This is a genomic window from Saccharopolyspora erythraea NRRL 2338 (assembly GCF_000062885.1).
GTDB lineage: Bacteria > Actinomycetota > Actinomycetes > Mycobacteriales > Pseudonocardiaceae > Saccharopolyspora_D > Saccharopolyspora_D erythraea.
In genome coordinates this window covers 7902665-7923246 of sequence record NC_009142.1, presented here as the reverse complement: position 1 = coordinate 7923246, position 20582 = coordinate 7902665, and the positions used below count along the sequence as shown (strand labels likewise).

The following is a 20582-nucleotide window of genomic DNA, read 5'->3' as shown; positions in this document are numbered from 1 at the left end:
GGTGCGCGGGGCGGCCAGGGGAACGGCGGCCCCGCATGATCTCGACAACTTTTCCTGTAACTACCGTACCGTGTCGATGCGGTTCGATGCGACGTGGTGCCTGCACTGAGTCGACGTGTCTTCGGTGATGTATGCCCCACCCCTCCGGCGCGGGTCGGCACGGTGCCGCCGGCGCCCGCTTCGCGGGCGTTCCGGCCGGTCGGTCCGGGCCTCCCGGAACGCCTGAGCGGCCAGCCGAAGCCGTCCCCGCCGGGCATGGGACGATGCTCGCTGTGCCAGAGCCGTTCGTCGCCTACCTGAGGGTGTACGAACCCTTGTCCTCATTCGACTCCCCGCTGCGCGAGGCGCTTGCCTCGGCGGTGCGCAACGGCCCGGTGGAGCCCTTCGAGGCGGGGGTCCGCGAACAGGACATGTGGCTGCGCAGCCAGGTCGCGGCCCCGCCCCGGCTGCTGCCCGGCGAGTCGCCGGACGGGCAGGCGCTGGAGGCTCGGGAGGTCATGGTCCTGGAGCCGCATGACGTCCCCACCGGACCCGCCGCCACCGTGGGGCCCGGCCCGCTGGTGTGCCCGATGGACCTGCGCGGCCGGTCGGCCGCGGCGCTGGTCGGCTTCCTCGGCGAGGCCGAGATACCGCTGCGATCGGCAGTGCTGTCGCTGCCGGTGGAGAAGGCCAGGGTCCGCGCCAGCGCGGTGGTCGGGGAGCTCGCGGGCAAGGCGGTGCACGTGCTGTCGTCGACGTGGACGGTCCCGCTGCCCTGGTTCGTGCTGGTCGACCCCACCGAGCGCCGGCTGGTCGCCTCGTCGGACGGCACCCGCAAGCGGGTCTCCTGGCGGGCTCCGATGGCCGACGCCCGCCGCCGCGTCGCGCGGGCGCACTCGGTGGCGCGGGAGTCGCTCGGCGAGGAGGGGCCGACCAAGATCCTGCGGGAGACCGGCCGCTGGCTGGAGCGCTTCCACCCGCACTCCGCCGTCGAGCTGGACTACGGCGGCCTGGTGCAGATGATGAGCGACAGCGACCTGATGGCCGACACCTCGGCCGAGGACGTGCACGCGATCGTCGACGCGATGGAGTCCGGCGACGCGGGCGAGGTCGGCGAGCGCTACGAGGCCCTGCGCGACTTCTGGTCCGAGTTCGCCGCCCACGAGCGCTACAACTGATCGACGCGCTGAGCCGCCGGCAGTGCCCCTGCCGGCCGGTGGCGACCGACCTGCGAGCGGGGCCGCGGACCGGCGACCATGCCGGCCGATCACGATCGGCTACGAGCCGGCCGACGGCGACCGACCTCCGAGCCGCGCGGGTGGCTAGGGGTGGCAGATGATCTCGCCGTTGAGGACGGCGAACCAGCCGTCGGCGGCCTCGGTCCACTCGTGCCACGCGGCGGCCAGCTCGTCGAGCCGCTCCCGCGTGGCCAGTCCGGCGGCGACGGCCTGCTCGGCGAAGGACGTCATGCGGACCCGGTCCGCCCACAGGCCGCCCCACCACGCCCGTTCCTCCAGCGTCGCGAAGCACCACGCGGTCGCGGTGCATGTGACGTCGGTGAAGCCGGCCTCCAGCGCCCAGCCCCTGAGCATCCGGCCGCCGTCCGGGTAGGCCTCGTTGCGGTGCGCCACGCGGCGGTAGAGGTCGAGCCAGTCGGCCAGCCCGCTGTTGTCGGGTGACCAGCGCATGCCGCCGTAGTCGGCGTCGCGTGCGGCCACGACGCCGCCGGTGCGGCAGACCCGGCGCATCTCGCGGAGCGCGGCGACCGGGTCGGTGAGGTGTTGCAGCACCTGGTGGGCGTGCACGACGTCGAAGGAGTCGTCGGGGAACGGCAGGCGGTAGACGTCGGCGGTGCGGAACGCGACGTTGGCGGTGCCCCTCGCCTCGGCCTCGGCTCGTGCGGTCCGCAGTGGTTCGTCGACGTTGTCGACGCCCAGGACCGTGCCGGGGCCGACCAGCTCGGCGAGGTCCACTGTGATCGTTCCCGGTCCGCAGCCGACGTCGAGGACGTCCTGGCCGGGACGCAGGTGCGGGATCAGGTAGGCCGCCGAGTTCTCCGCCGTCCGCCAGCGGTGCGAGCGCAGCACGCTCTCGTGGTGGCCGTGCGTGTACTGGTCAGCGCACATGGGCGTATCCCGCGATGCGGAACGACAGTGTCAACATGCGAACAGATTAATCGCGAGGTGCTGGTGGCGGAAGTGCCGCGGAGGGTCAGAAGACGTCCGGCAGCAGGCGCGCGGCGCCGACCGGCCGGCCTCCGCCGAGCACCGGCGGTTCGGCCAGCGCGTCGAGCGCGGTGCCGTCCACACCGAGCGCCCGCAGCGCACCGACGGCGACCGGGGCCCTGCCCCGCGCCGCGCCGTCGGCGATCTTCACCGCGACCGCGCGCCCGTCGGGCAGCGCGAAGGCGAAGACGCCCTCCGCGCCCTCCTTGGACAGCAGCCCCGGAACCGCCCGCATCAGCTCCGTGTCCAGCCTGCCGGTCCCCGCGACGAGCCAGGGGTGGCCGCGCATCGAGTCGGCCACGCGGCGGCGGAGATCACCGCTGAGGGCCAGGTTCCGGAACATGCGTGCCAGTCCGGTCAGCGACATCGCGAACAGCGGCGCGCCGCAACCGTCCACTGCGGTCACCCGCACCTGCTCGCCGCACAGATCCGCCACCGCGTCGCACAACGCCACCTGCAACGGGTGGCGCGGATCGAGGTAGTCCTCTGTGGACCAGCCGCGCAGGACGCACGTGGCGAGCATCGCCGCGTGCTTTCCCGAGCAGTTCATGGTGATCGGCCGCTTGCCGTGGCCCTGAGCGATCAGCGCGTCCCTCGCGCTGTCGAGCAGGGGCCAGTCCGGTGGGCAACCGAGCGCGTCCTCGGCGAGACCGTGCCTGCGCAGCACCTCCCGGGCGCGGCGGACGTGGTCGGGCTCGCCGTTGTGGGACGCGGCGGCGAGCGCGACGTCGGCGTCGTCGGGCAGCTCCAGCCCCGCCCGCAGCATGCCGACGACCTGCGCGGGCTTGTTCGAGGAGCGCGGGTACATCGGGGAGTCCACATCGCCCACCGCGCGCAGCACCGAGCCGTCGGCGCCGAGCACGACGACCGAGCCGTGGTGCAGGCCCTCGCGCATGCCGTCGCGGACGACCTCGACCAGCGGGACCGGGCCGTTCACGACCGGACCCGGTGGGTCGTTGGTCCAACCAGGTCCGCCGGCGCGCCACCCCTCACGACTTGTCGCGTTCCTCCGCCAGGAGCTGGTCGACCGAGGCCGCGCCCTCCCGGTAGCGGCGGGCGATCTCGGCGTTGAGCCGGTCGACCACCTGCTGCACCTCGCGGCGCCGCTGCGACACCGAGTCCTCCTCGGCGGTGTAGTGGTGCAGCGTGGTGTCGAGCTTGGCGTCCGACAGCGACATCACGTCCGACAGGTCGACGTCGGACACCAGCGCCTCGACGTGCCTGCGGTGCGCCTCGGCCCGCGACGGCTCGATCGTCTGGTACCGCCCGGAACCGGCGGCCGGGCCGACCGCGTTGTCGGACAGGATGTTGACCAGCTGCTCGACGACCGAGGCGGAGCCGCCGTCGCGGCGCCTGCGCTGCTCGGCGCGCACGATGTCGATCCGCGCGTGCAGCACCCTGCGCAGGTAGGAGAGGTCGGTCTCCTCCTGGGCGGCCTCGTCGCGCAGCCGGCGGACCTCGCCCAGCTCGCGTTCCTCGATGCCACTGGCGTAATCCGGGGACAGGACCCTGTCGATTCGGCGCCGTCCACCCGGGCGGACTTCGATCACGTGTCCATCCTCCGGTAACTCGTGCGTACCCGCCAGCACTTCCGCTGACCTCGTCCGGGCACTGCTGTCAGGTGAGGACCTCCGCGGCGTCGGCCAGCGGAGGTCGTTGGGCGATCTTGGCCAGTCCGGCGGCACGCGCGACGAGCTGCGCGTTGTCGCGGGCCGGGGTGTCCTCGGCGTACTCGGTGGTGTCGGCCAGCCCGACCCGCAGGTGCCCGCCCGCGGCCAGCGCCGCCAGCATCACCGGCATGCTCGCGTCTCCCGCACCGGCCGCGGTGTAGGAGACCCCTTCGGGCAGCAGCTCGATCGCCGCCGAGAACGTCCGCACGTCACCAGGCATACCCTGCCCGTCAAACACCAGCACGACGTGCGAGGCGTCCGGGGGCAGCTTCCGCAGCTCGTCGAGGCTGGTCGCCTCGTAGTGGACGGTGATGCCCAGCGCGGCGGCCCGCGCCCGCAGGTCGTCGGCGAACCCGGCGGGCGCGCCGAGCGGGCAGACGACGATGTCGGCGCCGGAGTCCAGCAGCGCGCCCAGCGGCTCGGAACGGGCGTGCGCCGTGATGCGGATGAGCTGCGCCGACCGCTCCCGCACCGCCATCACCACGTCGGCCAGCACGGTGTCGGCCCGGGGGACCAGGTCGACCACCGACGCCCCGACGCGCTCGCAGTCGGCCACCGCGCGGGCGACCTCCTCCGGCGCGACCGGCAGACCCGGTACGTCGTCGGCGGAGTGCACGCCCGTCGGTGCCACGGACAGGACCGTGCCCTTCGGCAGAGCTGTCATGCCGTCGATACTGGCACAGCGCGGCCCCGGCGCGCGGGGATCGTTCGCACCACTCGGCTCCCCCGGCCGCGCCGGGCGGCGGCCGGCGCGGGTGCGCGGCGGATGATCAGCGGCCCTTCAGGCCCTGCGCGGCGATCCGCCCCGGCGGTTCGCCGGTGTCCGGCGGGACCGAGTCCGGGTCGACGGCCGCGGCGACCGCCCGGTCCTGTTCCGGGTCGCCCGCCACCAGCTCGGCGTCCACCGGTGCGGTGCGCTTGAGCAGCGCCAGCGCGATCGGGCCCAGCTCGTGGTGCAGGACCACCGTCCCGACCCGGCCGACCTTGCGCTCCCCGTGCCACACCGGATCACCGGTCTCCGGCCGGATCTCCACCGAGCCGTCCAGGTGCAGCAGCACCATCCGCCGCGGCGGCTTGCCGACGTTGTGCACCTTGGACACGGTCTCCTGACCGCGGTAGCAGCCCTTGGCGACGTGTGCGGCGACGTGCACCCAGCCCAGTTCGTGCGGGATCGCGCGGTCGTCGGTCTCGAAGCCGACCCTCGGCCGCAGCGCCTCGACGCGCAACGCGTCGTAGGCCATCGTCCCGGCCGGACGCATACCCGCGTCGGTCAGCTTCGTCCACCACTCGACCAGGTCCGCGCGGGGCACCACGAGGTCCGCGGTGAACAGCCCGCGGAACGGGACCGTCCGGACGAAACCGCCGCCCGGCAATCCGGCCACCTCGTCGCCGCCGGATGGGACGGTCGCGAACTTCGACAGGAGCTGCGCGGCGTCCGGGCCGATGACCGACAGCAGCGCGAACTCCTCGCTCGCGTCGCGCGGCTCGACCTTGGACCAGAACCGCATCGCCTCCAGGTACTCCAGCAGCGACTGCCTGCCGTCCACGCCGAGGCTCGGCAGCGCGCTGGTCGCCTGCGCGCCCGGCTCGGTGTCCAGGTACACCACGCCGTCGTGGTGGGCGACCATCACGTGGCAGTCGACGTGGCCGTGGCTGTCCAGCACCAGCGCCTCGGTCGCCCGGCCGTCCGGGAGCTCGGTCATGTGCTGCGAGAGGACCAGGTGCAGCCAGCTCAGCCGTTCCTCGCCGGGCACCGCGATCACCTGCCGGTGCGACCGGTCGACCACCACGGCCGACCTGGTCGCGGAGCGCTGCTCGGCGAACGGGTCGCCGAAGTGCCAGGGCACTCCGGCGTCCGCCGAGTCGTCCGGCGGCGGGACCGCGCCGGGCAGCTCCAGCAAGGGTGATTTCATCGACGCTCCTCGACGTGGGGGTTTGCTTCGCGGCACTTGCGGCACACACCGGACAACGCCAGGTGCGTGGCGTCCAGGGCGAAGCCGCGCGCCGCGTCGAGCCGGTCGGCGAGGTCGCCGAGCAGCTCGGTCGGGACCTCGTCGATGTCGTCGCAGCGGTGGCACACCAGGTGCACGTGCTCGTGCTCTTCGACCGAGTAGGTGGGGGCGCCGTGCCCGAGGTGGGTGTGGCGGACCAGCCCGAGCTCCTCCAGCAGGTCCAGCGCCCGGTAGACGGTGGTGATGTTGACCGTCGCGGCGGTGCCCTGCACCCGCTTGCAGACCTGCTCCGGCGTGGCGTGCTCCAGCTCGCGCACCGCGTCCAGCACGAGCTGGCGCTGCGGGGTCATCCGCATGCCGCGCTGGTGCAGGGTGCTGCGCAGCGATCCCCGGTCTGTCACTGCCTGCTCCTGTGGTCGGCGCGTCGGCTTGGCCTCATCGATCGTAACTCCGCGCAGCCGCGGACCGGGTCGCAGCCGGACGCCGCCGGTCGTGGCGGGACAGGACGTTCTAGGCTGCGCTCATGCGCGTACTGGCACTTCTAGACGGGACCCTGGCCGATCCGGAGGCGCCGCTGCTGCGCGCCGACGACCTCAGCGTGATGCGCGGGGACGGCGTCTTCGAGACGATCCTGGTCGCCGACCGCAAGCCGCGTGAGCTCGGGCCGCACCTGGACCGGCTGGAGCGCTCCGCCCGGCTGCTCGAGATGCGGCTGCCGGAGCGCGCCGCGTGGGAGCGCGCGGTCCGCACCGTCATCGACAACTGGCCGTGGGACACCGACCGGGAGATGGCGCTCAAGCTGGTCTGCTCGCGCGGCGTCGACGGCGGCGACGGCACCCCGTCGGCGTTCGCGATGGGCATGCAGATCGGGCCGGAGACGATCCGCAAGCGCCGCGACGGCGTGTCCGTGGTGACCCTGGACCGCGGCTTCGCGCCCGACCTGATGGAGCGCGCCCCCTGGCTGCTGCTGTCGGCCAAGACGCTGTCCTACGCGGTCAACATGGCCGCGATGCGGGAGGCCGAGTCCCGCGGGGCCGACGAGGTCATCTTCGTGGCCACCGACGGTACGGTCCTGGAAGGACCCACCTCCAACGTCGTGCTCGCCAAGGGCCGCACCCTCTACACCACGCCGCCGAGCACCGGCATCCTGCGCGGCACCACGCAGGGCGCGGTGTTCCGCGCCGCGGAGGAGGCGGGCTGGCAGACCCGGGTGGAGACCTTCTCCGCCGAGGAGCTGCTGCGGGCCGACGGGCTCTGGCTGGCCTCCAGCGTCCGGCTGCTCACCCAGGTGCACACCGTCGACGGCACCCGCATCCCCGCCGACGCCGACCTGCACGCCGAGCTCAGCAAGCTCTACGAGTCGAACTACTGAGCCCGCTCAGCGGCCGTCTTCGGACTCACCTCGCGCGGCGGCTCCGGTGGCGGAACCTCAGGCGCCCTCTGGCTCCGAGGGTGGGCCGAGCAGCCGGCGCCGCTGCAAAGATCAAAGACAGGCTGTCAGCACGAAGGGCCCGCTCGCGCACGAGCGGGCCCTTCGCGGGTTCTGCAAGGTCAGCCGACGACGCGGTCCAGCTTGGCCGACAGGCGCGGCTGGAGCTCGTGCTCGGAGGTCGCGCGCTCCTCGACGTAGGCCAGCGCGCCCTCGACGACGCCGTAGAGGCGGCTCGCGGCGGTGGCGTCCTCGGCGCTGGGCGTGCGGACCACCGCGTCGGTGCCGAACTCCCAGGTGGTCTGGTTGCGCGGCTTGCCGAAGAACATCTCCGAGAGGCCGCCGGAGTGCACCAGCAGGAACTCGATGGTGTCGTCGGGCTGCGGACGCAGCCAGCCGACCTCGCGGAAGTCCGGGGCGACGACCTCGCCGCCCTCGCGGTCGAGGCGCCACGCGCGGCTCTCGTAGAACAGGAACGGCCGTCCGTCGTGGGCGAAGGACACCTGCTGGCGGAACCAATAGGACTCCTCCAGCGACGGGTGCTTGGCCTCGCCGTCGCCGCGCCACACGCCGACCAGCGGCAGCAGCGCCAGGCACGCCTGGTTCAGCTCCGGGCCGAGCCGCAGGTTCGCGGTGTCGCCGACGCCGGGCAGGTCGTCGAACTGCGGGACGTTGCGCCCGCGGGTCTGCTCGGCGCGCTCGGCGGCGGCCTGCACGGCCGCGTCGCCCGAGCCGCGCTCCGGCTGGTCACTCGAAGTCATCGGACGAAGGTTACCTGGTCAGGAGCTCAGTCGTTGTAGAGGCGGTACACCACGTAGAAGGCGAACCACAGCACCGCGACGGTGGCGAGGCCGAGCATGCCGACGAGCGAGTAGTGCAGGAAGTCAATCAGATCCACGTGCAAGAGGATAACCACCGCGAGCCCCCGGTGGGGTGTGGCGTCCGGCATGATCTGGGGCGACGCATCAGGTGAGGAACTGGACGGAACTGATGGACTTCGACACCCTGCGCGAGCGGGCGCTGGCCTTCCGGGAGGACCTGCTCGCCCGCAAGGAGAAGATCGCGCCCGCCGAGTTCGGCTGGTACCCGTACGACACGATGGCCAACATCCTGCACCTGGACGCGCTGCTGTCCGGGCCGCGGCGCTCGGTGTTCGACTCCATCGCGGGCGGCCGCATCGCCGACATCGGCGCGGCCGACGGCGACTTCGGCTTCTTCCTGGAGTCCGAGCTCGGCTGCCAGGTCGACCTGATCGACAACGCGCCGACCAACTTCAACGGCCTTCGCGGCGCGCGGCGGCTGGTTGAGGAGCTGTCGTCATCCACGCGGGTGCACGAGATCGACCTGGACAGCCAGTTCGGCCTGCCCGCAGAGCACTACCACGCGGTGTTCTTCCTCGGGCTGCTCTACCACCTGAAGAACCCGTTCTACGTGCTGGAGGCGCTGTCGGCGCGGGCCGACCTGTGCTTCGTCTCCACCCGGATCGCCCAGCTCGCGCCCGACCACCAGACCCGTCTGAAGGACCAGCCGGTGGCCTACCTGCTGGACCCGCGGGAGGCCAACAACGACGCCACCAACTTCTGGATCTTCTCCGAGACCGGCCTGCGCAGGCTCTTCGACCGCACCGGCTGGGACGTGCTCGACTTCGTCACCGTGGGCTGCACCGAGGGGTCGGACCCGGCTGCCCAGGACCGCGACGAGCGCGCGTTCGCGCTGCTGCACTCCAAGGCCGCCGCGGGCCGCTGAGCACCGAGAGCTGTCCTCGCCGGAGAACGCCTGAGAACCCGCGGCGGTGCTGGTCGCGGGGTGGGCCGAGCGGCTGCGCCGCTTCGGAGACCGAAAGCAAGCTCCGAGATGCAGAAGGGGCCGGTGCCGCGGTCGGCACCGGCCCCTTCGACCTGCTTCAGCCGTCAGGCCACCGCGATGTCCACCGGGTGGAAGCCCGGGCCCTCGGCGGAGACATCGGCCTGGCCCTTGCCGTCCCGGTGCAGCGCGCGGACGGTCCAGCTGCCCGGCGCCGCGTAGAAGGTGAACTCGCCCTCTGCCGACGACACGACCTCGGCGGTGAACTCGCCGGAGCCGTCCAGCAGCCGGACGAACGCACCGCCCACCGGCTGGTCACCGGCGCGCACCTTGCCGGTCACCACCACCTGGTCGGTGTCGGCGGCGACCGTCGTGGTGCCCTGCTGCGGCGCACCGCATCCGTTGGCGCTCATGCTCACGCTCCCTGTTCCTGGGGGTTCTCGATCGGCACGCCGACCAGCGAGCCGTACTCGGTCCACGAACCGTCGTAGTTCTTGACGTTGGTGTGCCCGAGCAGTTCCCGGAGCACGAACCAGGTGTGCGACGAGCGCTCCCCGATCCGGCAGTAGGCGATGGTGTCCTTGTCGGTGTCCAGCCCGGCCTCGCCGTAGACCTGCTTCAGCTCCTCGTCGGACTTGAAGGTGCCGTCCTCGTTGGCGGCCTTGCTCCACGGCACGTTGATCGCCGACGGGATGTGGCCGGCGCGCTGCGCGGACTCCTGCGGCAGGTGCGCCGGGGCCAGCAGCTTGCCGGCGAACTCGTCAGGCGACCGCACGTCGACGAGGTTCTTGTTGCCGATCGCGTCGACGACCTCGTCGCGGAAGGCGCGGATGGAGGCGTCGGGCTCCTGCGCCTTGTAGGCGGTGGCGGCCCGGTTCGGCTCCTCCTTGGTCAGCTCGCGGCCGTCGAGCTCCCACTTCTTGCGGCCGCCGTCGAGCAGCTTGACGTCGGAGTGCCCGTACAGCTTGAAGTACCAGTACGCGTAGGCGGCGAACCAGTTGTTGTTGCCGCCGTAGAGGATCACGGTGTCGTCGTTGCCGATGCCCTTGGCGGACAGCAGCTTCTCGAAGCCCTCCCGGTTGACGAAGTCGCGGCGGACGTGGTCCTGCAGCTCGTTCTTCCAGTCCAGCTTGATGGCCCCGGGGATGTGGCCGCCGTCGTAGGCGGTCGTGTCCTCGTCCACCTCCGCGAACACGACACCGTCGGTGTTCAGGTTCTGCTCGGCCCAATCGGTGGAGACCAGGACCTCTTCACGACTCATCGAGCGACTCCTTCTTCCAATCTCGTCGGTTATCGAGTGTCTGTTGTGGACAGTCCGGCCGGTGCGAACCGACGGAGCACCAGGTACATCTGGCAGCCGAGGCAGTAGCCGAACGCCGCGTTGAGCAGTGCCGCCACCAGCGCGAAGGCGTTCGCCACGAGGCCGAGCGAAGTCCAGCCCGCGGCGTAGGCGACCGTCGCGACCAGCGTGAACACGAACCCGACCCCTTGCGAGAACCGCACCGGCGCGGGGTCCTCGCGCTGGGTCTCGGGGACCGGGGACAGCCGAGGCTGCAAGGTCTGCCGGTACACGTAGCCCCAGGGGTTCAGCCGCATCCCGATGAACGCGCACATCGCGAAGAGGACGGTCTGGGCGGCCAGCACGCGCCAGCTCCCGGTGACCAGGCCGAGGGCGAGGATCACGCTCGTCAACGCTGCGGTGAAGCGAACCCCGCGGGGGTCCAGAGATCCGGCGGACATGGAGGGCCCTTTCGGTGACCGTTGGACTTGCTTGCCAGCTCGTCAGGCGGTGGGATGCCTACCCCCGCAGGGGCACAACCGCGCAAGCGCCGAGGACATCGCACTACCGCCCGGTCAGTGCCTCCAACACAGGCTGCTGCACACGCGGCAGTAGTCCACCGCGCGCCTTCTGGTCAGCAGAACGTGCACGAGCGCGAGGTTACTCCGGAGACCGGGTGTCGGAAAGGATGTTCACCAGGTGAGACGCCGCTGGGCCGACCGGGCGTCCCGAAACCGCCGTTCAGAGGGCCGCCACGGGTGGAGCCGGCGTGGGTGGCGGGCGGCCGTTCGGCCGAGGCGCCGGAGGCCGCAGCGATCTCCAGGGCCGGCCGAGGCAGAACCCGTCCGCCGGACTTCGCGGGCCGACCAGGACGCCAGCCGCCGCCCGCCACAGGGCCTGCAGAAGCCGTGCCCGCCAGGCCGTGCGTCAGGCCAGCAGGGGCCGCAGCGCCGCGTCCAGCTCGTCGCGGCGGGGCACGCCGCCGACCCGGAAGACCTCCCGGCCCGCGCCGTCGAGCACCAGCGTCGTGGGCGTGCGGTGCACCCCAAGCGGCGTCGACCACTCCGGGTGGTCGGTGAGGTCGACCTCGACGTGGCGCACGCCCTCGGTGCGCCCCGCGAAGTCGGCGAGCAGGATCCTGGTGTGCCTGCACGGCGCGCAGAACGTGGTGGAGAACTGCAACAGCGTCACCGGCGCCGCGGGCTCGTCGTCGAGCCGCCTGCGCAGCTCATCGGGCAGCTTGTCGTACAAGGTCACCTCGGCACTGCCTCCCCGGACGCGCACCCTGCCCTCGCGGCTGCGCCACACCAGCCCGAAGACCAGCGCGACCGTCACCGCGCCGAGCAGCGCCCACACCCCGGCGGTCATCCCGTCGTCATCCCGCCCGGCCCGATCGTCACGTTGGCCGCGCTGCCTTCCACGATCAGCGCGCCGCGCTCGACGCCCACCGCCGTCGGCGTGACCTTGAACGGCAGCAGTCCCGGGTCGAGGCTGGTGTTGAACTGCTCCAGCACCGAGCGCTCGAAGACCTCCGGCAGCGGGATCTCGCCATAGGAGCCGGTGACGATGTCGAGCTTGCGCGGCTCGATCTTGAGCTGGCCGTTGAGCAGCGACAGCACCGCGATCACCTTGACCTTGGTCTGCTCACCGGCGATGTTGACCGACCCGTCGAGCTGCACGGTGGTCCGGGTCCGGTCGACGGTGCTGCTGGGACCGCTCTGATCGGCGTCGCCCGAGCCTTCCGAGGAGCCGCCCTCGCTGGTGAGGGCGTCCTTGGGGGCCGGGTTGATGGTCAGGTCGGTGATCCCGATGAAGCGGCCGACGTCGGATGCCTTCAGCTTGACCCGCCCCACCAATTCGTCGACCTGGATGCGGTCGGCCTTGCCCGCGACCACGTCGGGCGTGGAGACGCGCGCGTGGTGCAGGTCCGCCTCGATGCCGACCTCGCTGAGCTGGCCGACCTTCACCGCCTGGGCGGCGAGCCGCACGTCCCGGAAGTCGCCGACCGCGGCCTGGTAGAGGAACGGGAAGCCGTTGATGCGCACCGAGGGGTCCTCGTTGAGGGCCAGTTCCTGGCGCATCTTCTTCGACACCTGGTACTCGGCGATCGCGGCCGCGCCGAAGTCGGCGGCCACCAGCAGGCCGATGACGATGACGAGCGTGATGGCGAGCTTCTTCACGGCGAGCGTCGTCCGTTCCTGTCGGGTCCGTGGGGCTGGTGCAGCCTGGACGATGTCCCGCCTCGGCGGCAACCACGATCGTGTGAAGTCACTGTATCGGCAGCTCGCGCACCCGATCGGCAGCCCACGCGGCGACGCGGTCGACGAGCCCGGGCGTGGCGGCGCTCTCGGCGTGGCGCATGCCCGGCTCCAGCCACAGTTCGGCGCGGGCGGTCTCGGCGAGCGCGACCGCGTCGGAGACCGGGAAGTAGTGGTCGTCGGCGCCGTGCACGACCAGCGCCGGGGTCGGCGGAACCCGGTCGGCGAGCTCGATCGGCGAGATCGGCACGTCCTGCCACGGCGGCGCCAGCCGCACCCCGATCAGCCGGGCGCTCCAGCGGCCGTGCGGCTGCTCCAGCAGCCAGTGCACGCGGCGCATTGCCGCGGTGTCGCGCACCCACCAGCGCGCCGGGCTGCTCACCGCGACCACGGCGTCCGGCCGGTCGGCGGGGCCTGACAGCGCGGTCTGGCGCAGCACGACCGACCCGCCGAGCGAGAAGCCGACGGTGACCACGCGGCGGCAGCCGAGCGCGCGCATGTGCGCCACCGCGGCGGCGATGTCCAGCGCCTCGGCGGGGCCGACGGTGGTGCGCCCGCCGGAGCGCCCGTGCCCCCGGAAGTCGATGCCCAGCACCGGCGCGTGCGCGCTGAACCGGCGCAACACGCGACGAACCCACGGCTTTCGGATGTGGTTGGTGAACCCGTGACCGACCACGACGCCGAGCTCGGCGGGCAGCCCCAGCCCGGTGTACAGCAACCCGTCCAGCGCGGTACCGTCCGCGGCGGTCAGCGCCACCTGGCGGGTGCGACACATGCCCGTAACCTGCGTTCGCCTTCTGTTCACAATTGTGACCCGGGTAGCTCGACCTGGGCTTTTCCCAGGTGTTTCGGTTATTCTCCTAGCCATCCACAGGCAACGAAGCCGGGTCGTCCAGTGATTCTGCTCCCCGCGGACGACCGATTCCGCAGCCCCCGGCTGTTCTGCCGCCCTGGGATGGAGGCCCTCCTCATGAGCTCTGAGCTTCTCCTGCTCACCAGCGACCGCGACTGCGAAGCCGTGCTGCCCGCGCTGGGTCTGCTGCCGCACCGGGTGCGCGTGCTGCCTCCGGAGCCGGGCGCGATCCTCTCCGCGGGCACCCACGACGTGGTGCTCGTCGACGCCCGCACCGACCTGGCGGGCGCCCGCGACCTGTGCCGCGTGCTCGCGGTGGGCGACGCCCCGGTCCTGGCGGTGGTCAACGAGGGCGGTCTGGTCACCGTCAGCGCCGAGTGGGGTGTGGACGACATCCTGCTGCCGACCGCGGGTCCGGCCGAGATCGACGCCCGCCTGCGGCTGCTGACCACCCGGCGCGGCGCCGACGCGGGCGAGGGCGACGGCATGCTGACCGTCGGCGACCTGGTCATCGAGGAGTCGACCTACACCGCCCGCCTCAAGGGCCGCGCGCTGGAGCTGACCTACAAGGAGTTCGAGCTGCTGAAGTACCTCGCCCAGCACGCGGGCCGGGTGTTCACCCGCGCCCAGCTGCTGCAGGAGGTCTGGGGCTACGACTTCTTCGGCGGCACCCGCACCGTCGACGTCCACGTGCGGCGGCTGCGCGCCAAGCTCGGCCCGGAGTACGACTCCATGATCGGCACCGTGCGCAACGTCGGCTACAAGTTCGTCCGCCCGTCGCGCTCCAGCCAGCCCGCGTCGCCGATCGTCGCCGAGGAACGGCAGGACGCCGCGACGCAGGCCGACGCCCCGGCGCAGCGCAGCGCGGAGTCCGCGGTCGTCCGCTGACCCCACCACCGACCCGCGGCCCCGGCCCTCCCGAGCGGAGTACCGGGGCCGCGTTGTTGATCTAGGTCACGCGTTCCGGCCACGGCCGGCGGGGCCGCTCGCACGCCCGGACCGGTACCGTTCGAAGCGTGCAGCTCACCTGGCGAAACGGACTTGATGAGGCGGAAGCGGCCGAGGTCATGGCCCTGCTGCGGGAGACGGAGCGGGCCGACGGGGTCGCCCCGGTCGGCGAGCACGTGATCCTGCGGCTCAAGGCGCACCTCGACGTCGTGCACCAGATCGAGCCGGTGCAGGCCGACGTGCCCGGCTCCGAGCACTTCGTCGTGCGCGACTCCGGGGGCGAGCTCGCCGGCTACGCCCACGTCGACACGGCGGAGGAGAAGACCGCGGGGCAGCTCGTCGCCGAGCTGGCGGTGCACCCGCGGCACCGGCGGCGTGGCGCGGGGGCGCGGCTGGTCGAGGCGCTGCTCGACCGCGCGGACCTGCCGGTCGAGCCCAGCCCCGACGACACCGACACCGCCCGGCTGCGGATCTGGTCGCACGGCGAACATCCGGGCGCGCTGCGGCTGGCCGAGCGCTACGGCCTGGTGCGCGCGCGGGAGCTCTGGCGGATGGGCCGCCCGCTGGACACCGAGCTCGCCGAGGCCGAGCTCCCGCCGGGAGTGACGATCCGTGCATTCCGGACGGGCGTGGACGAACCGGCCGTGGTCCGGGTCAATCACCGTGCGTTCTCATGGCACCCGGAGCAGGGCGCCATGACCGAGGACGATCTGCGGCTCAAGGAACGCGAGGATTGGTTCGACCCCGCGGGGTTCCTGCTCGCAGTGGACTCGCACGACACGCTGCTCGGCTTCCACTGGACCAAAATTCACCCGGACGGCACGGGTGAGGTGTACGTGGTCGGCGTCGACCCCGATACGCAGGGTAACGGGCTCGGCCGGTCACTGACCGTGGCCGGACTTCGCCATCTGCGGGCCAAGGGCTGTGCCCAGGTGATGCTCTACGTGGAGGCGGACAACACCGCGGCGATCAAGGTCTACCAGCGGCTGGAGTTCGCGCGGTGGGACACCGACGTCCAGTTCGGACGGTAGTCCGTACCCTGTGCGACAGGTCACTGACCGCAAACGCCGAGATCACGGTGGAGTTGCGAGATCACCCGGTGGGACGTGTGTCTGCTTACTAAGAGTGCCTTGTTCACCTGGGGTTCACCTCCAGGGCGGCGCCTGTCCACTCCGGCTGCTTAGCGTTCTCGTCGGCGGCAGACAGCTACGGGCTCGGGCCCTGCCGCGCAACCGCCGAAGTTTCCCTGAGTGGAGGAACGAAGTGAAGATCAAGCGGCACAGCGCTGCGCTGGGCTTCCTCGCGGCGGGCACGCTCGTGCTCTCCGCCTGTGGCAGCGATCAGAACGTGCCCCAGGGGGGCGGCAACCCCGCGCTGGACGCCATCCAGGTCCAGTGCGGCACCAAGCCCGTCTCGGCCGAGGGCTCGTCGGCGCAGAAGAGCGCCATGGACGTCTTCGCCCGCGACTACGGCCTCAAGTGCGCCGACCAGAAGCTGAACTACACCAAGTCCGGTTCCGGCAAGGGTGTCGCCGCGTTCACCGCCGGCCAGATCGACTTCGGCGGCTCGGACTCGCCGCTGAGCGACGAGAAGGGTGAGGTCGCCGCCGCCGCCCAGCGCTGCCAGGGCAACCCGGCGTGGAACATCCCGATGGTCTTCGGCCCGATCGCGATCTCCTACAACATCCCCGGGGTCAACGACCTGGCGCTGAGCCCCGACCTGATCTCCAAGATCTACCAGGGCCAGATCAAGAAGTGGAACGACCCGGCGATCGCCGCGCTGAACCCGGGCAAGCAGCTCCCGGACCTCGACATCGTCCCGTTCTTCCGCTCCGACGAGTCTGGTACCTCGGACAACTTCCAGAAGTACCTGAACACGGCGACCAACGGTGCGTGGACCGGTGAGGGCAAGCAGTTCCGCCCCGGTCCCGGCGTCGGCCAGGGCCGCGACGGCAGCGACCAGGTCGCGCAGTCGGTGAAGGCCACCCCCGGCGGCATCACCTACGTCGAGTGGTCCTTCCCGAAGAACCTCGGCCTCGGCATCGCCAAGATCGACAGCGGCGCCGGCCCGGTCGAGCTGAACACCGCCAACGTCGGCAAGGCCATCGAGGGCGCCAAGATCGAGGGCCAGGGCAACGACCTGAAGGTCGACCTCGACTCGATCTACGGCAACAAGGCCGCGGGCGTCTACCCGGTCGTGCTGAACACCTACGAGATCGTCTGCTCCAAGGGCTACGACCCGGAGACCGCCAAGGCCGTCAAGGCGGTCCTGACGGTTGCCGCCAACGCCAACCCGCAGGAGCTGGAGAAGGCCGGGTACGTGCCGCTGCCCGAGGCCTTCAAGACCAAGGTCCTCGACGCGGTGAACGCGATCTCCTGATGAGGGAGCCGGCGGGTCCGTCCGGAGCAGCCACCGCTGCCCCCCGGATCCGCCGGTCCGAGAAGTGAGAGGCTGCAACAAGCAGTGACCGACTCCACGAGAGCCGATACACGCCCTGCGGGCACCGGTGAGGACGCCGGTGCCCCGCGGGGCGTTTCGGCGCCCAGCCCCGGACCGGAGGCCACCATTTCCGCTCCAGAGACCACAGCGGACGCGCCCGGCACCTCGCCGGGCAAGAAGGTCGTCCGCATCGGCGACCGCGTGTTCTCGTCGATCGCGACCGGATCCGGCGCGTTCGTCGTGGTGCTCATCGCGGCGATCGGAATCTTCCTGCTGATCCGCGCGGTGCCCTCGCTGCAGGTCAACAACGAGAGCTTCCTGTTCAGCGGCGTCTGGGACACCCGGAACCCGAGCAACCTGCACTTCGGCGTGCTGTACCTGGCCTGGATCACGGTGGCCAGCTCGCTGGTCGCGCTGGTCCTGGCGATGCCGATCTCCTGCGGGATCGCGCTGTTCCTCACCCAGTACGCGCCGCGCAGCCTCGCCCGCCCGTTCGCCTACATCGTCGACCTGCTGGCCGCGGTCCCGTCGGTGATCTACGGCCTGTGGGGCTTCCTGGTGCTGGCGCCGGTGCTCAAGCCGATCGCGCTCTGGCTGAACACCGACCTCGGGTTCATCCCGCTGTTCGCCGACGGCAACTCCGACACGCTGATCAGCGGCGGCAACGTCTTCACCGCCGGCGTCGTGCTCGCCGTGATGATCATCCCGACGATCACCGGTGTCAGCCGGGAGGTCTTCCAGCGCACGCCCACCTCGCACATCGAGGGCGCGCTGGCGCTGGGCGCGACCCGGTGGGAGGTCGTGCGCACCACGGTGTGGCCGTTCGGCCGCAACGGCTTCATCGGCGGCTCGATGCTGGGACTCGGCCGCGCGCTCGGCGAGACGATGGCGCTGACGATCATCCTCAGCGCCACCTTCGACGCGCCGCGCTACAGCATCTTCGACGCCGGCGCGACCTTCGCGTCGAAGATCGCGCTGGGTTCCGGCGAGTTCAACAACAACATGCAGGTCGGTGCCTACATCTCGGCCGGTCTGGTGCTGTTCATCATCACGTTCGCGGTGAACGCGCTGGCCAGGTGGATCGAGAGCGCCAGCGGTAAGGGGAAAGAATGAGGACCGACACCGCCGACGTGGACCGGCTGGCGACGCCCCCGGCGTTCCAGCACCTCAGCCTCGGCCGGAAGCTGAAGAACAACCTGGCGACCACGCTGTTCGCCGCCGCGTTCGTGCTGGCCGTCATCCCCCTGCTCTGGGTGCTGTTCACGCTGCTGCAGCGGGGGCTGACCCCGCTGCTGAGCAGCACCTGGTGGTCGCACTCGTTCTACGGCCTGCTGCCCAACGACTTCGGCGGCGGCATCTACCACGCGCTGATCGGCACCCTGCTCCAGGGACTGGTCACCGCGATCATCGCGGTGCCGCTGGGCGTGATGGTCGGCATCTACCTGATCGAGTACGGCCGGGAGTCGCGCCTGGCCAGGGTCGCGACGTTCATGGTCGACATCCTCAGCGGCCTGCCCTCGATCGTGGCCGGCCTGTTCATCTACGCGCTGTGGATCACCACGTTCGGCTTCACCCGCAGCGGCTTCGCGGTGGCGCTGGCGCTGCTGCTGCTGATGCTCCCGGTCGTCGTGCGCGTCACCGAGACGATGCTGCTGATCGTGCCGGACGAGCTGCGCGAGGCGTCCTACGCGCTGGGCGTGCCGAAGTGGAAGACGATCCTGCGGATCGTGCTGCCCACGGCCCTGTCGGGCATCCTCACCGGTGTCATGCTCGGCCTCGCCAGGGTGCTGGGCGAGACGGCGCCGCTGCTGATCCTGGTGGGCTACGCCAGCTCCATCAACTTCAACCTGTTCCAGGGCGAGATGGCGTCGCTGCCGCTGACCATCTTCATGGAGCGCAGCACCGGCACGGCTGCCGGTGACGCGCGGATGTGGGGCGCCGCGCTGACGCTCGTCGTCGTCATCATGCTCATCAACCTCTTGGCGACGCTGTTGTCCAAGATGGTCGCGGTCAAGACCAAGTAGGGCGGTATCCAACTCATGGCCAAGCGTCTCGACATCAAGGACCTGAACCTGTTCTACGGCAAGTTCCACGCCGTGCAGGACGTGACGTTGCAGGTGCCCGCCCGCAGCGTCACCGCGTTCATCGGCCCGTCGGGTTGCGGCAAGTCCACGGTGCTGCGCTCGCTGAACCGGATGCACGAGGTCATCCCCGGCGCGCGCGTCGACGGCAAGGTCCTCCTCGACGGCGAGGACATCTACGACGGCAAGGTCGACCCGGTGCAGGTGCGCCGGACGATCGGCATGGTGTTCCAGCGGGCGAACCCGTTCCCGACGATGTCGATCAGGGACAACGTCGTGGCCGGGCTGAAGCTGTCGGGTGAGAAGAACAAGAAGCACCTCGACGAGGTCACCGAGCGCGCCCTGCGCGGCGCGAACCTGTGGGAAGAGGTCAAGGACCGGCTCGCCAAGCCGGGCGGCGGCCTCTCCGGCGGTCAGCAGCAGCGGCTCTGCATCGCGCGGGCCATCGCGGTCAAGCCGGACGTGCTGCTGATGGACGAGCCCTGCTCGGCGCTCGACCCGATCTCGACGCTCGCGATCGAGGATCTGATCGCCGAGCTCAAGCAGGAGTACACGATCGTCATCGTCACCCACAACATGCAGCAGGCCGCCCGCGTCAGCGACCAGACGGCCTTCTTCAACCTGCGTGCCGTCGGCCAGCCCGGCGAACTGGTGGAGATCGACGAAACCGGCAAGATCTTCTCCAACCCGAACCAGAAGGCGACCGAGGACTACATCTCGGGTCGGTTCGGTTAAAGCACCAGATGGTGCTTTAAAACGGCGCGGTAGCGCCATCCAGCCGAAGGCTGGATGAGCTCGACGGGGTTGGGACCGAGCGGTCCCAACCCCGTTTTCGTCTTTCCGAGCAGGGCCGCGCCGGTTTTCGACGCATCCAGTGGGGCTGGCGGGTCGCTTTCAGCGCGGGGCCGCGCCGGCTTTCGAGCCACGCACCCTGGCCTTGCGGCTTGCGGTGGGTTTGGGGTTTCTGGGGCGCTCGCCGCCCCCAGCCCCCGGCAGGTCTCCGGGATGAGTGGGTTTTCGGGGGATGCTGCGGTTAGCGGTCGGCGGTTCTCATCCCGTCGACCTCCACGAGGGCTATCAGACCGCGTCAAGGGGGCCGGTTTTCGAGAAATCCTGCGGTGGGGAGCGGAGGGCCCCTTGACCCGGTCTGATCGGGCTGGCGCCAGGTCGACGGGATGAGAACCGGGCACCGCCCTGTTGGGGGCGGAGCTGTGGGAGTGGCTCAGGCTGCCGGGATCTTGTCCAGGAAGCCGAGTACGGACTTGATGCGTCCGGTGTCGTCGAGGACTGCCACGTCGAAGCCGACCACGACCGCTTCGCCGCCCTCCGGGCCGAGTTCCCAGGTGAAGCGGCCGATGTGGTGGTGGGCGTCGACGGGCCCTCCGAGGCGGAAGCTGAAGTCGGGGAACTGCCCCTGCACGGCCGCGATCATCCCGTCGATGGCGTCCCTGCCCGCCACGTCGACGGGCGGGTCGGTGTAGGTGGCGTCCTCGGTCCAGATCTGCTCGATGGCGGTTCGCCTGCGCTGCGGGTCGCGCTCGTTCCAGCTCGCGATGTAGCGGCCGATGACGTCGTCGAAGTCGCTCATGGTGCTTCCCTTCGGAGGGTGCGGGCCCCGGTGGCCCGTCGTTGGGATCAATCCTGGGGAGCAGAGGTCGTCGCGTCG

23 protein-coding genes are annotated in these 20582 nt (G+C 71.1%); 9 read left to right on the top strand and 14 right to left on the bottom strand.

Going from position 1 to position 20582, the window contains the following annotated elements:
* Positions 1-272: 272 nt before the first annotated feature.
* Positions 273-1157, top strand: coding sequence for a DUF8083 family protein (locus SACE_RS34355; protein ID WP_009949168.1), 885 nt, complete (start codon positions 273-275; stop codon positions 1155-1157).
* Between the two features lie 144 nt (positions 1158-1301).
* On the opposite strand, the gene SACE_RS34350 is transcribed toward SACE_RS34355, so the two are convergent.
* From SACE_RS34350 to SACE_RS34325, 6 genes are all read right to left on the bottom strand, one after another.
* A complete protein-coding gene (locus tag SACE_RS34350) occupies positions 1302-2105 on the bottom strand; it encodes a methyltransferase domain-containing protein (RefSeq protein WP_009949169.1) in 804 nt (267 codons plus the stop codon).
* 85 nt (positions 2106-2190) lie between these two features.
* Positions 2191-3141, bottom strand: coding sequence for an asparaginase (locus SACE_RS34345; protein ID WP_009949170.1), 951 nt, complete (start codon positions 3139-3141; stop codon positions 2191-2193).
* A gap of 52 nt (positions 3142-3193) precedes the next feature.
* Entirely contained in the window at positions 3194-3754 is a 561-nt protein-coding gene (locus SACE_RS34340; protein WP_009949172.1) for an RsiG family protein, read from the bottom strand.
* A 67-nt stretch (positions 3755-3821) separates the two neighbouring features.
* Positions 3822-4538, bottom strand: a complete 717-nt coding sequence (locus tag SACE_RS34335; RefSeq protein WP_009949173.1) for a 3-keto-5-aminohexanoate cleavage protein — start codon at positions 4536-4538, stop codon at positions 3822-3824.
* A 106-nt stretch (positions 4539-4644) separates the two neighbouring features.
* Positions 4645-5787, bottom strand: coding sequence for a CAF17-like 4Fe-4S cluster assembly/insertion protein YgfZ (gene ygfZ, locus SACE_RS34330; protein ID WP_031334202.1), 1143 nt, complete (start codon positions 5785-5787; stop codon positions 4645-4647).
* The gene (locus SACE_RS34325) at positions 5784-6227 is read right to left on the bottom strand and encodes a Fur family transcriptional regulator (RefSeq protein WP_009949177.1); all 444 of its coding nucleotides are present in this window, start codon (positions 6225-6227) and stop codon (positions 5784-5786) included. The genes ygfZ and SACE_RS34325 overlap by 4 nt, the downstream gene beginning before the upstream one ends.
* Positions 6228-6349: 122 nt before the next feature.
* On the opposite strand from SACE_RS34325, the gene SACE_RS34320 reads away from it, so the two are divergent.
* Positions 6350-7198 carry an aminodeoxychorismate lyase gene (locus tag SACE_RS34320; RefSeq protein ID WP_009949178.1) on the top strand — a complete coding sequence of 283 codons (849 nt, stop codon included), beginning with the start codon at positions 6350-6352 and terminating at the stop codon, positions 7196-7198.
* Positions 7199-7377: 179 nt separating this feature from the next.
* On the opposite strand, the gene SACE_RS34315 is transcribed toward SACE_RS34320, so the two are convergent.
* Positions 7378-8016, bottom strand: a complete 639-nt coding sequence (locus SACE_RS34315) for a heme-binding beta-barrel domain-containing protein (RefSeq protein WP_009949180.1) — start codon at positions 8014-8016, stop codon at positions 7378-7380.
* A 229-nt stretch (positions 8017-8245) separates the two neighbouring features.
* Between SACE_RS34315 and SACE_RS34310 the strand changes: the two genes are divergently transcribed.
* Complete coding sequence (locus tag SACE_RS34310) at positions 8246-9001, top strand: class I SAM-dependent methyltransferase (protein ID WP_009949182.1); 756 nt, start codon at positions 8246-8248, stop codon at positions 8999-9001.
* Positions 9002-9165: 164 nt separating this feature from the next.
* Here the strand turns inward: SACE_RS34310 and SACE_RS34305 are convergent, their stop codons facing one another.
* From SACE_RS34305 to SACE_RS34280, 6 genes are all read right to left on the bottom strand, one after another.
* Positions 9166-9471: a DUF1416 domain-containing protein gene (locus tag SACE_RS34305; protein ID WP_011875253.1), complete on the bottom strand. Its 306-nt coding sequence runs from the start codon at positions 9469-9471 to the stop codon at positions 9166-9168.
* Positions 9472-9473: 2 nt separating this feature from the next.
* Positions 9474-10319, bottom strand: a complete 846-nt coding sequence (locus tag SACE_RS34300) for a sulfurtransferase (RefSeq protein WP_009949184.1) — start codon at positions 10317-10319, stop codon at positions 9474-9476.
* A gap of 29 nt (positions 10320-10348) precedes the next feature.
* Positions 10349-10798, bottom strand: coding sequence for a DUF4395 domain-containing protein (locus SACE_RS34295; protein WP_011875252.1), 450 nt, complete (start codon positions 10796-10798; stop codon positions 10349-10351).
* A gap of 466 nt (positions 10799-11264) precedes the next feature.
* Positions 11265-11705 carry a TlpA family protein disulfide reductase gene (locus SACE_RS34290; RefSeq protein WP_009949187.1) on the bottom strand — a complete coding sequence of 147 codons (441 nt, stop codon included), beginning with the start codon at positions 11703-11705 and terminating at the stop codon, positions 11265-11267.
* A complete protein-coding gene (locus SACE_RS34285; RefSeq protein WP_009949188.1) occupies positions 11702-12517 on the bottom strand; it encodes an LmeA family phospholipid-binding protein in 816 nt (271 codons plus the stop codon). The genes SACE_RS34290 and SACE_RS34285 overlap by 4 nt, the downstream gene beginning before the upstream one ends.
* A gap of 88 nt (positions 12518-12605) precedes the next feature.
* Positions 12606-13370, bottom strand: a complete 765-nt coding sequence (locus tag SACE_RS34280; protein WP_011875251.1) for an alpha/beta hydrolase family protein — start codon at positions 13368-13370, stop codon at positions 12606-12608.
* A gap of 195 nt (positions 13371-13565) precedes the next feature.
* Here SACE_RS34280 and SACE_RS34275 point away from each other — a divergent pair, with 195 nt between their 5' ends.
* The 6 genes from SACE_RS34275 to pstB all read left to right on the top strand — a co-directional run bounded on the left by SACE_RS34275 (position 13566) and on the right by pstB (position 19651).
* The gene (locus SACE_RS34275; RefSeq protein WP_009949190.1) at positions 13566-14336 is read left to right on the top strand and encodes a winged helix-turn-helix transcriptional regulator; all 771 of its coding nucleotides are present in this window, start codon (positions 13566-13568) and stop codon (positions 14334-14336) included.
* Positions 14337-14464: 128 nt separating this feature from the next.
* The gene (mshD, locus tag SACE_RS34270) at positions 14465-15427 is read left to right on the top strand and encodes a mycothiol synthase (RefSeq protein ID WP_081468375.1); all 963 of its coding nucleotides are present in this window, start codon (positions 14465-14467) and stop codon (positions 15425-15427) included.
* 232 nt (positions 15428-15659) lie between these two features.
* Complete coding sequence (gene pstS, locus SACE_RS34265; protein WP_009949192.1) at positions 15660-16775, top strand: phosphate ABC transporter substrate-binding protein PstS; 1116 nt, start codon at positions 15660-15662, stop codon at positions 16773-16775.
* 84 nt (positions 16776-16859) lie between these two features.
* On the top strand, positions 16860-17948 hold the full coding sequence (gene pstC / locus SACE_RS34260; RefSeq protein ID WP_009949194.1) for a phosphate ABC transporter permease subunit PstC: 1089 nt from the start codon (positions 16860-16862) through the stop codon (positions 17946-17948).
* The gene (gene pstA, locus SACE_RS34255) at positions 17945-18859 is read left to right on the top strand and encodes a phosphate ABC transporter permease PstA (RefSeq protein WP_009949195.1); all 915 of its coding nucleotides are present in this window, start codon (positions 17945-17947) and stop codon (positions 18857-18859) included. Before pstC ends, pstA begins: the two co-directional genes overlap by 4 nt.
* Positions 18860-18874: 15 nt before the next feature.
* Entirely contained in the window at positions 18875-19651 is a 777-nt protein-coding gene (gene pstB, locus SACE_RS34250; protein WP_009949196.1) for a phosphate ABC transporter ATP-binding protein PstB, read from the top strand.
* Positions 19652-20138: 487 nt separating this feature from the next.
* On the opposite strand, the gene SACE_RS34245 is transcribed toward pstB, so the two are convergent.
* Positions 20139-20504 (bottom strand): nuclear transport factor 2 family protein, encoded by a 366-nt coding sequence (locus tag SACE_RS34245; protein ID WP_009949198.1) that lies wholly within the window; start codon positions 20502-20504, stop codon positions 20139-20141.
* Positions 20505-20582 lie beyond the last annotated feature (78 nt).

What these genes read in the sequence shown, in the direction of transcription:
- SACE_RS34350 (WP_009949169.1), bottom strand. Translation starts at nt 2,105, where the DNA reads ATGTGCGCTGACCAGTACACGCACGGCCACCACGAGAGCGTGCTGCGC.
- SACE_RS34335 (WP_009949173.1), bottom strand. Translation starts at nt 4,538, where the DNA reads ATGACAGCTCTGCCGAAGGGCACGGTCCTGTCCGTGGCACCGACGGGC.
- ygfZ (WP_031334202.1), bottom strand. Translation starts at nt 5,787, where the DNA reads ATGAAATCACCCTTGCTGGAGCTGCCCGGCGCGGTCCCGCCGCCGGAC.
- SACE_RS34320 (WP_009949178.1), top strand. Translation starts at nt 6,350, where the DNA reads ATGCGCGTACTGGCACTTCTAGACGGGACCCTGGCCGATCCGGAGGCG.
- SACE_RS34315 (WP_009949180.1), bottom strand. Translation starts at nt 8,016, where the DNA reads ATGACTTCGAGTGACCAGCCGGAGCGCGGCTCGGGCGACGCGGCCGTG.
- SACE_RS34310 (WP_009949182.1), top strand. Translation starts at nt 8,246, where the DNA reads ATGGACTTCGACACCCTGCGCGAGCGGGCGCTGGCCTTCCGGGAGGAC.
- SACE_RS34305 (WP_011875253.1), bottom strand. Translation starts at nt 9,471, where the DNA reads ATGAGCGCCAACGGATGCGGTGCGCCGCAGCAGGGCACCACGACGGTC.
- SACE_RS34300 (WP_009949184.1), bottom strand. Translation starts at nt 10,319, where the DNA reads ATGAGTCGTGAAGAGGTCCTGGTCTCCACCGATTGGGCCGAGCAGAAC.
- SACE_RS34295 (WP_011875252.1), bottom strand. Translation starts at nt 10,798, where the DNA reads ATGTCCGCCGGATCTCTGGACCCCCGCGGGGTTCGCTTCACCGCAGCG.
- SACE_RS34290 (WP_009949187.1), bottom strand. Translation starts at nt 11,705, where the DNA reads ATGACCGCCGGGGTGTGGGCGCTGCTCGGCGCGGTGACGGTCGCGCTG.
- SACE_RS34280 (WP_011875251.1), bottom strand. Translation starts at nt 13,370, where the DNA reads ATGTGTCGCACCCGCCAGGTGGCGCTGACCGCCGCGGACGGTACCGCG.
- SACE_RS34275 (WP_009949190.1), top strand. Translation starts at nt 13,566, where the DNA reads ATGAGCTCTGAGCTTCTCCTGCTCACCAGCGACCGCGACTGCGAAGCC.
- pstA (WP_009949195.1), top strand. Translation starts at nt 17,945, where the DNA reads ATGAGGACCGACACCGCCGACGTGGACCGGCTGGCGACGCCCCCGGCG.
- pstB (WP_009949196.1), top strand. Translation starts at nt 18,875, where the DNA reads ATGGCCAAGCGTCTCGACATCAAGGACCTGAACCTGTTCTACGGCAAG.
- SACE_RS34245 (WP_009949198.1), bottom strand. Translation starts at nt 20,504, where the DNA reads ATGAGCGACTTCGACGACGTCATCGGCCGCTACATCGCGAGCTGGAAC.